This is a genomic window from Selenomonas sp., from assembly GCF_052169755.1.
GTDB lineage: Bacteria > Bacillota > Negativicutes > Selenomonadales > Selenomonadaceae > Selenomonas.
Window position 1 is genome coordinate 1 of record NZ_JBQNBV010000061.1, and the last position, 11932, is coordinate 11932.

Here is an 11932-nt window from a genome sequence, read left to right on the forward strand (position 1 = left end):
CGCCCACGCGCCGCGCTGTCAAGAGCACGAGCACAGAGGCGAAGGATCGAGCGACGGTCAACAGCACCATGCGCGGCTGCTCAAATATGCCGATGGCAGCGATGGAAAGCGTTCCCAAGGCGCCGACCATGATGAGATCCGCCATGCTCAGGAGATTCATAAAGACGCCTTCCAGGGCGGCAGGCATAGCGATCGCAAGATACTTGCGGTCGTGGGCAGTCAATGTCATAAATCGTCTCAAGCTCCCTTTGCTTCCGCTTCACCTTCAGAAAACAGATGGCATGCTACGACATGCCCCGATGCAAATTCTCTGCGTTTAGGCTTCGTCTCTTTGCAAACAGGCATACATTTGTCGCAGCGGTTTTGGAAGGGACATCCCTGCGGCACATCGAGCGGACTGGGTATCTCTCCGCGAAGCAGACGGACATCCGCTTCACCCTTGGGCTGCAGCGGGAAAACCGACTTCATCAATGCCTGCGTATAGGGATGCTTCGCCTCGGGCAAATCCTTCGCCTGCAGGATCTCGACGACATTGCCGAGATACATGACGACGACGCGGTGCGTCAAAAGCGATACAAGCGCCAAATCGTGACAGATGAAGAGGATGGATATGCCCTTCTCCTTCTGCAATCTTGCCAAAAGCTCGACGACCTTTTCCTGCACCGAAACATCCAGCGCACTCGTCGCCTCGTCGCAGACAAGGATCTCCGGCTCCAGCGCCAGTGCGCGCGCGATGCCGACGCGCTGCCTCTGTCCGCCGCTCATATTGCCGGGATAACGCTCGGCAAATTCTGAGGGCAGCTCGACAAGGTTCAGCAGCTCCTTCGCCTTCTCCGCCGCACTCGTTTTCAAAAGATCGAAGTTACGCAAAGGCTCGGCAAGAATATCCTTGATTTTCATCTTGGGATTGAACGCCGTGCCGGGATCTTGAAAAACCATCTGGATGCTGCGGCGATTCTGCCTTGCGTCCTCTCCCGTAAGAGAGGTAATCTCCTTATCCCGAAGAAAAATCTTTCCTTCCGTCGGCTTATGCAGCTGCATAAGCGTCTTGACCAGCGTACTTTTGCCGCAGCCGCTCTCGCCCACGATGCCGAGCGTCTCCCCCCTGCGGAGGGAGAAGCTCACATCGTCACATGCCGTGAGTGCGCGGCCGTCAGCTGTAGGAAAACGCTTCGTGATATGTTCGATGCGTAAAACTTCTTCGTTTTTAACTGGCATACGACATACCTCCGATCTGCGGTACGGAATGCAGGAGTTCCTTCGTATAATCCGCCTGCGGATTTTCAATGATCGCCTCAGACGTCCCCTCTTCCACCACATGCCCGTTCTGCATGACCATGATCTTGTCCGACATATACGTCGCAACGCCGAGGTTGTGCGTGACGAGGATGATGGCTGTGCCGTCCTCGCGGCAGATCTTCATGAGTTCTTTGACCACCTGCGCCTGCGTCGTGACGTCAAGCGCCGAGGTCGGCTCGTCCGCCAAGAGAAGCTGCGGTCGAAAGAACATCGCCATAGCGACACCGACGCGCTGACGCATACCGCCCGAAAGCTCAAAAGGAAAACTGTCCATGATGGTATCCGGATTCGGAAGCTGCATCTTTTCCAGCATTTCCTTCGCCTCTTTTTCCGCCTTCTTCGGCTCCATCGAGCTGTGCTCAAGGATGTATTCGACAAACTGGCTGCCGATCGTGCGGATGGGATTCATCATGCTGCCGCTGTCCTGAAAGATCATCGAGATGTTGCGCCCGCTGATGTCGCGCCACATCTTCGGCGTATTTTTCAGCATGTTTACGCCGGAAAATATGATCTCGCCTTCATTCACGCGCCCCTCGTGGGGGAGGCAGCCCAAGACCGCGCGTATGACGCTGGTCTTGCCGCTGCCGCTCTCGCCTACGAGTGACAATACTTCGCCGGGATCGAGGGAAAAACTTATGCCATGCACCATCTCGGCGCCGGCATATTGGATATGGAGGTTCTTGACCTCGAGAAGCATATCGTTCTTCCTTTCTCCTTACTTCGCCGGGCGAATCTTGTTCGTGACCCAATAGTAGTCGGACGGATACATCGTCGCGCCCGTGATCTTCGTCGAGCTGATGATGTTCGTCTCGGGATAGCCGAAGAACAGCCCCGCGCCATCGTTCATGATGATCTGCTGGATGTCGATCATGAGCTGGCGGCGCTTCGCCTTATCAAACTCCGTGGAAAGCTCGGCGAACTTCGCATCGAGGGCAGGATTGCTGTAGCCCGAGCCATTCTGCGGGTTGTCGCCGTCCTTGTTCGTGCGCCAGTACCAGTTGAGGAAGATCTCGGGATCGCCCGTATTCGCCGTCGTGATGTTGGAAATCAAAAGATCATATTCACCGTTGATGCCCATCTTGTCGATGAGGTTGTAGTCAACGCTCTTGATCTTGACGTCGATGCCGACCTTCTTGGCGTCCGCCTGCACGGCTTCCGCATAGATGGGCAGCTCGGCGCGGCTGTTGTAGATGACGAAATCAACGCTCAGCGGCTTGCCGTCCTTATCGCGGATGCCGTCGCCGTTCGTATCCTTCCAGCCGGCTTCATCAAGCAGCTTCTTGGCGCGCTCTACATCGTAGTGGTTCGGGTCGGTGAGTTTGTCGAAGCCATAGTCCATAGAAGGCGGAATCGGCGCCTTGCCTTCGATGAAGGTGCCCTTCAGGATAACCTCATTGTAAGACTTGCGGTCGCACATGCTGATGAACGCCGCGCGAACCTTCGGGTCGCCCAGGACGCCCTTCTGATTGATGCGTGCGAGCACCACGCGCAGAGACGCGATGCGGTCGATGTGGAACTTCGAGGAGTCATTGAAAAGACCGATGTCGCCCGCGCCGATGTTCACAGCCATATCGACTTCGCCCGACTGGAGAGCCATAGCTCGCGTATTCGGATCGTCAATCGAGGGAATCTCGACCTTCTCATACGGCACTTCGCCGTCCCAGTAGTGCGGATTCTTCTTCATGACCGCCTTTTCCTTGGTGAAGGATTCGCAGACATAAGGACCCGTGCAGATCGGACCCTGCTTTGCAAAGTCGCGCTCGCCTTCCGCCGTCGTATCGACGATGAGGAAGAGCGGGTCAGCGAGGAAGCCCGGCATATTCGGCTCAGGCTTCTCCGTCGTGATGATGAGGTTCTGCCCTTCCGCTTTTATTTCCTTGTACTTGAAAAACGTCTCCGCGCGCTTGTTCTTCGCGAAAGCGCGCTCGATGGACGCCTTGACCGCTTCCGCCGTCAGATCCTTGCCGTTCGAGAACTTCACGCCGTCGCGAATCTTGAACGTCCACGTCATGTGATCGTCGCTGATCTTCCAGCTCTCTGCGAGCCACGGCTGCACGTTCATCTTCTCGTCGAACTTTGCCAAGGCCTCGCCCATGCCGTAGCGCATGACGACCCAGCCAAAATAGTTCTCCGTCGGCTCCAAGCTGTCGGCGAAGTTCGTCACGCCGACCTTGAGCGTCGAGTTGTCCGCCTTGTCCGAGCCGCAGCCCGCAAAGATTGCGGCGGAGAATACCAAGGTGAATACAAGGAAAAGCCATCGTTTCATTTTGTTCACAAAAATACCCCTTTCTTAATTTGCCTTTTTGGGATCCATGACATCGCGCAGACTGTCGCCCCAGAGATTGAAGATGGCGACGACGATGAGGATCGCGACGCCCGGATAGACCATGAGCCAGGGCGCTGTCTGGATGAACTGCCGCCCCTCGTTGAGCATGAGCCCCCACTCGGGCGTCGGCGGCTGTGCGCCGAAACCGAGGAATGACAGACCGGCGATCTCCATCATCATAGAGCCGATATCCGTCGCCGCCGTCAAGATGATCGTCGGCAAAAGATTCGGCACGATATGACGCCAAATAATCATCGACGTGCGCGTGCCGTTCGTGACGGCGGCAGCGAGGAAATCCTGCTGCGCCAGCTTGAGCGTCAGGCTACGCGCCAGTCGCGCGTACCTCGTCCAGCCGACGGCGGAAAGCGCCAAGATTGTGTTCGCGATGCTGCCGCCGAGCATACCGGCGATGGCGATGGCGAGCACAATGCCCGGGAAAGCCAGCACCATGTCCGTAAAGCGCATGAGCAGGGTGTCGACCTTGCCGCCGACGAAACCTGCGACAACGCCGACGAGCGTGCCGACGACAGACATGATGAATACGATGCCGAGCGCCATAGCGATGGAAATCCTCATGCCATACAGGATGCGCGTGAAAGAATCCCTGCCGAGCTTGTCCGTGCCAAAGAGATGCTCTGCGGACGGCGGCAGAAGCGACGTCTGCATCGAGGACGTATACGGGTCATACGGCGCCAGATACGGCGCGACGACCGCTGCCAAAATGAGCAGAACGACCAAGACTGAATAAAGATAGAAAAGTTTCCTGTCCTTTGCCATCAGCGTCCCCCTCTCTTCAAGCGCGGATCAAGCTGCGCGTAAGAAATATCGACGAGGAGGTTGATGAGCATGTAGAGTATGGCGATCCACAGTACGAATCCCTGCACCAGCGGATAGTCGCGCATCTCAATCGCATGGACCGCCATCTTGCCGAGTCCCGGCCACGAGAATACCATCTCAATGACAGCGACGCCGCCCAAGAGCCAGCCGACGGCGAGACCCAGAAGCGTCACGAGCGGCAGGCAGGCGTTCGGCAGTACATGACGCCAAAGAATGCGCTGCATGGAAAGCCCCCGCGCCTTTGCGCCGATGACGTAGTCCTGTCCAAGCTCTTCGAGGACAGCCGTGCGCACCTGCCGCGTATACTTCGCCGACATCACGATGGCAAGCGTGAAGGCAGGAAGCACGATGCCGCGCAGCGTAACATCGCCGCCCGCAATCGGAAAGATGTGCAGCTTCAGTCCAAAGATGTAAAGCAGCACAAGCCCAATCCAAAAACCCGGCATCGAAACACCGAAAAACGAAAGAGCACGGATCGCATAGTCGATCCAACGATTGCGGTAAAGGGCTGCGACAATGCCCAACGGCAGGGAGATCAAGACTGTCATGGCAGTCGCTGCCACGGCAAGCGCCAGCGTGCCCGGCAGGCACTGCATGAGCTTGTCGAACACGGGGATCTTCGCCGAATACGAGCGTCCCATGTCGCCTTGCAGCACGCCGCCCAGCCATCTCCCATACTGCACGAGAAACGGCTGATCCAAGCCGAGTTCCTTTCGCGTCGCGTCGATCGTTTCCTGCGACACGACAGAATCGCCTACCTCCAGGAGCGTCTCCGCTGGATCGCCCGGCGAGAGATACGTCAAACTGAATGTCAAAAAGCTCACGCCGAAAAGCGTGACGATCATTTGACACAGACGGCGTATCAATTCTTTTCCTTTCAATGCAATACCTCATCTCCTTACAAAATCAAAAATTACTCCTGCAAAATCCTCCCGAAACCTCATAGAAGGATTTTTATGCGGAAACGCAGCTCTTGCGGCGTTTCCATAAGAAAACCGCACGTCTGTCAACTGACGACAAGACGTGCGGTACTTCTTACAAAGCGCAGAATACCAGCGGCATATCTCCACACAGGAAACACACCTCGGCATTCATCTCCCTATCTCTCGTAAGTCAAACAATGAATCTTATCATAAGCAGGCTTTCTGGCTCTCGGATCATCGTTTGTTTCCGTCTTCCCAGGATTTCTCCCAGTGACATTTCAGGAAGCGCTGATCATTCAGCACTTTCATAAGAAACAGCGATTTCAGCGTTTCCCTTGGAAACAAATTCCCCGATTACAGCTGCGGGACAGCATGGGCATCTCACCCATTTTCCTCTCATCGCTCGCCAATCTAAATCGGCGACACTTATGACGTATGTATGAAATTTTAACAGATAACTTCTACTAACGATTATATAACAAAGCCCCTAATATGGCAAGCATAAAGGAATGGTCTTATATGAGGGAAATATTTCCTTATATGCAAATATAGACCAATCTCCCTACCCCTCGACTGAATCATCTATCTGGCGGTGCAGGAAATTTTTGCCAAAGACCTTGATCGTATAATAAAAACCGATGAAAAACGGAATATATTCGGCAATCAGCCGCCAGCAAACAGCGAGGACGCCGACGGTGCCTGCGGGCACAGAATCGGCGAAGAGCAAGACGAAGCCGCCCTCTGCTACGCCGGAACCGCCCGGCGTCGGCGTGAAATAAAGCAGCATGTTGAGGAAGATCATACGCCCCATGACCGTGTACCAATCCGCTTCTGTCACGCCAAGACCCAAGAGCAGACACGGAACGATGGCATAGATGAACATAAGACTCAGCCCCGACTCAAAGAAGATGCGCACCATACTTTTTGGTGATGAAGCGAGGAGATGCACGCCTGTCTTGAGATCGCGGTAAAATGCCAAGAGTTTCTTGCCCCGCTTTGCGCGCATACGCTTTGTCAGACGCAAAACGATGTAGTCGAGCGCATTTGCGCGGAAAGCAAGCACGATGAGCACGATGACGACGAAGGCAGTGACGGAGATCAGCATGAGCGTATGATTGTCCACGCCGGGCAAAATTCCCGCATCATGCAGAAAGATCAGCGGCATACAGCAGATGAGAAAGAGGATCGACACCAAGGTTCGCACGATGACGAGAACCGTCGCCTTTCCCGCAGGCACGCCTGCATGGCGCAGGAACATGAGCTGCGCCACGGCGCCGCCCGTCGCCCCCGGCGTCAAAAGCGCAAGGAAATAGTTGCCGAACACCACCTGCACCGCCTGCCCCAGAGTGATATGTTCACCCGAAATTTTCACGAGGTGCATGAGGCGCGTGCCGTCAAGCGTGAGTCCCAAACTCACACAAAAAAGCGCAAGGACGATGGACCACGGCTGAAACGCGGTAAGATTTGTCAGCGTATGAATATCGACCGTCGAGTAGATGACGGCGCCCGAGATGATAAAAACAAGCAGCAGCGGTATGACAAAACGCTTGAAGAACACTTTCACCGGACACCTCCTCTCAGGAATCTCGCCGCAGCAGCTTCAGATCTTTTGTGTTTTGCAGGAGATCCGCATTTCATCCCCCACATATTCCTCATGACTGGCATAGGCGCTGTGGTTATGAATGGATTCAAAATTTTCACAGGCGATGGAGAACCAAAAAATCTCGGGCAGCGACCGCAATGCAAGCACGACATCGCGCAGGATGTCCTCAACAAATTTCGGCTGCTCGTATGCTTTTTCCGTTACATACTTTTCATCTTCGCGCTTCAAGAGCGGATAGATCGGGCATGATGCCTGCGCTTCCATGAGAGCGGCAAGATCCTCGATAAAAATACATGGAGCGGACGGTCGGAACTCGACGACAGCCTGCAAAAGGCTCCGCTGATTGTGTGCGCCATAATTTGCGATCGCCTTGCTGCATGGACAAAGAGAGGTTGCCGGAACCGTGACGCCAAGGCGAAATGCCATCGGCGCTCCGATGCGCTTTTCGCCTTCAAAGAAGCAGTCGAGATCGAGCACAGACTTCCGCTTGCTCTTCGGCGCTTCTTTTTCCACGAAATATTTGAACGAGAGGCGCAGCTTCGCAGTCTCCGCCTCCAAGCGGCTAAGCGCATCCTGCAGCATGGCTTCCATCTCTTCTTCCGCGACAGGCTTATCGCACCATCGCTGCAAGATTTCCAGGAAGCGGCTCATGTGCGTGCCCTTATACTCCTTGGGCAAAGAAACGGTAAACAGGACATGCGCCACAACTTGCTGGAAGTCCCCCGCCTTTGTCTTGATGCGAAACGGCAGACACGCATCCTTGATGCCAACGTGCTGAATGTCGATGCCGCGCTCATCCGCACTTTTTTGTATATCCTTCAGCATGATTTTTTCATCACTCTTCATTGTTTCTCATACTCGATGGGATCCTCTATGCCTGCCAGAGCGAAGCCCTGCCGGCGCAGCTTGCAGCTATCGCAAACGCCGCATGCCTTTTCGCCGCCGTTGTAGCAACTGTGCGTAAGCTCCAAGGGTACGGCAAGGCGCGCCGCCAAGCGCACGATTTCCGCCTTCGACAAGTTCTGCAAGGGCGCGACGATCTCGATGCGCTTCCCCGCAGATGCAGCTTCCGTCGCATAATCCGCCGCGGCTTGAAAACGCTCAATGAACTCCGGTCGGCAATCCGGATATCCCGAATAATCGACGCTGTTGACACCGATATAGACATAGCGCGCACCTATCGTCTCAGCGTAACCTACTGCATAACTCAAAAAAATCAGATTCCGCGCCGGTACATACGTCACAGGGACAGATGTGCGGGAAACATCGCCCTCCGGCACGGCAATAGCACGATCCGTCAACGCCGAACCGCCGATCAATTCCATATTCGTTTCAATGATCAGATGCTTCTTCACCCGATAAAAAGCTGCGACCTCTTTCGCCCCTTCAAGCTCAATGCTGTGACGCTGATGATAATTGAAGCTGATAGGATAAAGCTCCCTGCCCGCTTCCTTCGCCACCGCCATGCAAGTCGTCGAATCGAGTCCGCCCGAAAGCAGCACTACCGCCTTTTCCATTCGCATCTTCTCCTCCCTCAGCCGCGAATCGCCCGAATCGCTTTTTCTATATCGCTCGCACCATAGACGGCAGATCCTGCAACGAGGATGTTCGCGCCCGCTTCTCTTACGAGCGGCGCAGTCTCAGCATTGACGCCGCCATCTACCTCGATGTCGAGATCGAAATCATTTTCTTCCACCGTACGGCGCAGAAGCGCAATCTTTTCGAGCATAGACGAGATGAACTTCTGTCCGCCGAACCCCGGATTGACCGTCATGATGAGCGCCATGTCGATATCTGCCATAAGCTCTTCGAGCATGACGAGCGGCGTCGCAGGATTGAGCGCGACGCCCGCCCTGCAGCCGAGCGCCTTGATCTCCTGCACGAGGCGATGCGCATGACGCACCGCCTCGATATGAAAGGTGATGACATCCGCGCCGGCTTCGGCAAAAGCGGCGATCTGCGCCTCGGGATGCTCGACCATCAAATGCACATCAAAAACAGCACGAGAGCACTGTCGCAGCGATTTTACAACGGGCGAACCCAACGTAATGTTCGGCACAAAAGCGCCGTCCATGACATCGATATGGACGTACTCCGCCCCGGCAGTTTCAATGCGCTGCACCTCATCGGCAAGATGCGCGAAATCCGCCGAGAGAATCGACGGCGCCACTCGGATCATCGATATACCTTCTTTCTCTGTACACTCTGCTGCAGCATTTCCAAATAGGAAGCGTAGCGCGAGTCTTCAATTCTTCCCGTCTGCACGGCTTCTTTGACGGCGCAGTCCGGCTCGTGGCTGTGCGTGCAGGGCTGAAATCGGCAAGCGCCGAAAAAGGACCGAAATTCGGGGAAAAGCCCCGGGAGCGCACAAGGCTCTATCTCGGCAAGCTCCGTAGCGCTGAATCCCGGCGTATCGACGAGAAATCCTCCGGCGAACGGCAGAAGCTGTGCCGTTCGCGTCGTATGCCTGCCGCGCTTGATCTTCTCGCTGACAGCGCCCGTAGAAAGGGCGATGCCCGGCGCGATGCAGTTCAGAAGAGAGGACTTTCCCACACCTGACGAGCCGGCAAACACGCTCGTCTTCCCCTCGACAAGAGACTGCATGTCTGCCACGCCTCTCCCCGTAACGGCGGACAGCAGGCAGACGGGATAGCCGATTTCGCGATAGAGCGCGGCGAGCGCAGGAATTTCCGCCTCATCGTCCTCCAACAAATCCATCTTGTTGATGCAGAGGATGATGCGTTCGATCTTCGACCACTCGGCAAGCACGAGAAAACGGTCGATAAGCACGGGATTGATATCCGGCTCACGCGCGGCGAATACGAGGACGACCTGATCGATATTGGCGACCAAAGGGCGGCGCAAAAGGCTCCTTCGCTCACAACGCCGCTCGATGACGCCCGTGCCGCCTTCTGTAAGTTCAAGCTCTACTTCATCACCGGGTACAACCGAGATGCGATTCTTTTTCAGACGCCCGCGCAGCTTTGCTTCCACAAGTCTTTCTCCTGTATCCACATAGAAAAAGCTGTTCTGTGCTTTGAGCACTTTCCCCTGCAACAATCCATCCTCCTCACATCCGTCTAGCGGTTTGTCTTGCCGCTTTCCGCGTCCTTGCCCGGCGTCTTGGCGGCTGCGCTGTCCGATGTACTGTCCTTCGGCTTCGAGGTATTTTTCACCTTCTCGACCGCAAGTACAAGATCAACGCTCGTTCCTTCTTCGACCTCACTGCCCGCCGCCGGACTTTGGCGCACAACCGTACCCGCCGCCTGCGAACTTTCTTCTTTCGTAACCGAGCCAACCGTCAGACCGCGATTCTTGATCGCTTCCTTGGCAGATGCTTCCGCGCCGCCGACAAGACTCGGCACGGCGACCTTGCGCGGCCGCTCTCCCTTGCTGATGACGAGGTCGACGACTTGCCCCTTGCTGATCTTCGTCCCGGCGCGCGGGTCTTGTCCGATCACCTGCCCAATCGGCTGCGAGGAATATTCCTCTGTCACAACGCCAAGTTTCAAACCTACGCTTGAAAGTTTTGTTTCAGCTGTGGACTTTTGCATCCCCTTCAGCTCAAGCATACTGACTTCTTCGCCGCCCTTGCTTACATAGATGGTGACAAGGCGCTCTTCTTTGACCTTCGAACCGCCTTCGGGATCCTGCTTGACAACCTGCCCTGCCGGCACATTGGAATCATACATCTCCGCGATGTCCACGCGCAGTCTCTTGTCCTCAAGTTTCTGTTTGGCAACGGCGAGCGTCTGCCCCGTCACATCAGGGACAACGACTTCTTCCGTACTCCAAAACTTGCCGTAAGAGAGGAATGCCCCCGTGAAGAATCCAAAGAAAAGCACCAGAAAGAGTACGAAGAGAAAGGTCTTGGAGCGATATGCTTTTTTTGTGCTTTTCTTCGGCTCTGACATCGACCTCTGTTCTGACTGCCAATCGTTCGGATGCGGCAAGAGCGACGGGTCAACCTCCGCCTCACGCACACGCGGCAGCACCTGCGTCGCATAGGGATCGAGCATCAAAGTCGCAGATCCGCCAAGCATCGCTTCATCCTGCGCGATTTGCCGCACGACCGTTCCACTGTCGGGACGTCGATTCGGATCTTTTGCCATAAGCTCAGAAACGAGCGCTTCGACAAAGGGCGGGATGGAAGCATCGACGTCGGAAACAGCCGGCGGCGCTTCCTGCAAATGTTTCAAGGCGATGCCAACCGGCGTCTCCCCCGTGAAAGGAAGCTCGCCGGTGAGCATTTCATAGAGCACGACGCCGAGTGAATAGACGTCGGATTTCGGCGTGATCGAAGAGCCCTTCGCCTGCTCCGGCGAAAAATAGTGCACGGAGCCGACGATATTTCCTGTATATGTCGCCGTAACAGAACTCACAGCGCGCGCAATGCCGAAGTCAGCTACCTTGATGCGTCCATCCTCCATCACGAGGATGTTATGCGGCTTGACATCACAATGAACAAGACCATTTTTATGCGCATGAAAGAGCGCCTCAGCGATTTGCCGCGCGATGGCAAGCGCCGTAGCGACCGGCAAGCGTCCGCCCGCATCCAGTTCTTCTTTCAATGTCTGTCCGGAAATATACTCCATAACAATGTAATGGTACTTTCCTTCTTGTCCGACATCATAAATATTGACGATATTGGGATGCGACATTTTCGCCGCGCCCTGTGCTTCGCGCTGAAAACGCGCCACAAATTCCGCATCGCTCGCAAACTGTGCGTGAAGCACCTTGACCGCTACCGTGCGGTCCAAAAGTTTATCGTGCGCTTTATATACATCTGCCATGCCGCCGCTTCCGACGAGTTCCACAAGCTCATAGCGATTGCCCAAAATGCGTTGTTCCATGGCGCTTCCTCCTAATCATCCTGCAGTCTCTTAATCGGCTTCCCTGCGATCGGTGCGGCTTCCGCACCGCCTCCCCCGCTGTTTTCTACGA

The 11932-nt window shown here is 55.4% G+C and carries 11 protein-coding genes, 1 pseudogene and 1 riboswitch; all 12 genes and pseudogenes read right to left on the reverse strand.

All coding sequences use genetic code 11. From position 1 onward, the window contains the following. Positions 1-229: pseudogene (locus ACTTKG_RS05750) on the reverse strand (MATE family efflux transporter); the annotation flags it as partial. 8 nt (positions 230-237) lie between these two features. Next, on the reverse strand, positions 238-1218 hold the full coding sequence (locus ACTTKG_RS05755) for an ABC transporter ATP-binding protein (RefSeq protein ID WP_442673297.1): 981 nt from the start codon (positions 1216-1218) through the stop codon (positions 238-240). Beyond that, on the reverse strand, positions 1208-1996 hold the full coding sequence (locus ACTTKG_RS05760) for an ABC transporter ATP-binding protein (protein WP_442673298.1): 789 nt from the start codon (positions 1994-1996) through the stop codon (positions 1208-1210). The genes ACTTKG_RS05755 and ACTTKG_RS05760 overlap by 11 nt, the downstream gene beginning before the upstream one ends. 18 nt (positions 1997-2014) lie before the next feature. Then, positions 2015-3565: an ABC transporter substrate-binding protein gene (locus ACTTKG_RS05765; RefSeq protein ID WP_442673306.1), complete on the reverse strand. Its 1551-nt coding sequence runs from the start codon at positions 3563-3565 to the stop codon at positions 2015-2017. A gap of 24 nt (positions 3566-3589) precedes the next feature. After that, the gene (gene nikC, locus ACTTKG_RS05770; protein WP_442673299.1) at positions 3590-4402 is read right to left on the reverse strand and encodes a nickel transporter permease; all 813 of its coding nucleotides are present in this window, start codon (positions 4400-4402) and stop codon (positions 3590-3592) included. Beyond that, positions 4402-5343 carry a nickel ABC transporter permease gene (gene nikB, locus ACTTKG_RS05775; protein WP_442673300.1) on the reverse strand — a complete coding sequence of 314 codons (942 nt, stop codon included), beginning with the start codon at positions 5341-5343 and terminating at the stop codon, positions 4402-4404. Before nikB ends, nikC begins: the two co-directional genes overlap by 1 nt. A 237-nt stretch (positions 5344-5580) precedes the next feature. After that, a riboswitch (cobalamin riboswitch) is annotated at positions 5581-5830 on the reverse strand. Between the two features lie 117 nt (positions 5831-5947). After that, positions 5948-6949: a lysylphosphatidylglycerol synthase transmembrane domain-containing protein gene (locus ACTTKG_RS05780; protein ID WP_442673301.1), complete on the reverse strand. Its 1002-nt coding sequence runs from the start codon at positions 6947-6949 to the stop codon at positions 5948-5950. A 36-nt stretch (positions 6950-6985) separates the two neighbouring features. Continuing rightward, complete coding sequence (gene folE2, locus ACTTKG_RS05785; RefSeq protein WP_442673307.1) at positions 6986-7813, reverse strand: GTP cyclohydrolase FolE2; 828 nt, start codon at positions 7811-7813, stop codon at positions 6986-6988. Positions 7814-7830: 17 nt separating this feature from the next. Continuing rightward, complete coding sequence (gene queC, locus ACTTKG_RS05790; protein ID WP_442673302.1) at positions 7831-8505, reverse strand: 7-cyano-7-deazaguanine synthase QueC; 675 nt, start codon at positions 8503-8505, stop codon at positions 7831-7833. Positions 8506-8522: 17 nt separating this feature from the next. Then, positions 8523-9167, reverse strand: coding sequence for a ribulose-phosphate 3-epimerase (gene rpe, locus ACTTKG_RS05795; protein ID WP_442673303.1), 645 nt, complete (start codon positions 9165-9167; stop codon positions 8523-8525). Further along, a complete protein-coding gene (rsgA, locus tag ACTTKG_RS05800) occupies positions 9164-10048 on the reverse strand; it encodes a ribosome small subunit-dependent GTPase A (RefSeq protein WP_442673304.1) in 885 nt (294 codons plus the stop codon). The genes rpe and rsgA overlap by 4 nt, the downstream gene beginning before the upstream one ends. A gap of 20 nt (positions 10049-10068) precedes the next feature. Further along, complete coding sequence (gene pknB / locus ACTTKG_RS05805; RefSeq protein ID WP_442673305.1) at positions 10069-11841, reverse strand: Stk1 family PASTA domain-containing Ser/Thr kinase; 1773 nt, start codon at positions 11839-11841, stop codon at positions 10069-10071. Between the last annotated feature and the right edge of the window lie 91 nt (positions 11842-11932).

What these genes read in the sequence shown, in the direction of transcription:
- ACTTKG_RS05760 (WP_442673298.1), bottom strand. Translation starts at nt 1,996, where the DNA reads ATGCTTCTCGAGGTCAAGAACCTCCATATCCAATATGCCGGCGCCGAG.
- nikC (WP_442673299.1), bottom strand. Translation starts at nt 4,402, where the DNA reads ATGGCAAAGGACAGGAAACTTTTCTATCTTTATTCAGTCTTGGTCGTT.
- ACTTKG_RS05755 (WP_442673297.1), bottom strand. Translation starts at nt 1,218, where the DNA reads ATGCCAGTTAAAAACGAAGAAGTTTTACGCATCGAACATATCACGAAG.
- rpe (WP_442673303.1), bottom strand. Translation starts at nt 9,167, where the DNA reads ATGATCCGAGTGGCGCCGTCGATTCTCTCGGCGGATTTCGCGCATCTT.
- queC (WP_442673302.1), bottom strand. Translation starts at nt 8,505, where the DNA reads ATGGAAAAGGCGGTAGTGCTGCTTTCGGGCGGACTCGATTCGACGACT.
- pknB (WP_442673305.1), bottom strand. Translation starts at nt 11,841, where the DNA reads ATGGAACAACGCATTTTGGGCAATCGCTATGAGCTTGTGGAACTCGTC.
- folE2 (WP_442673307.1), bottom strand. Translation starts at nt 7,813, where the DNA reads ATGCTGAAGGATATACAAAAAAGTGCGGATGAGCGCGGCATCGACATT.
- ACTTKG_RS05765 (WP_442673306.1), bottom strand. Translation starts at nt 3,565, where the DNA reads ATGAAACGATGGCTTTTCCTTGTATTCACCTTGGTATTCTCCGCCGCA.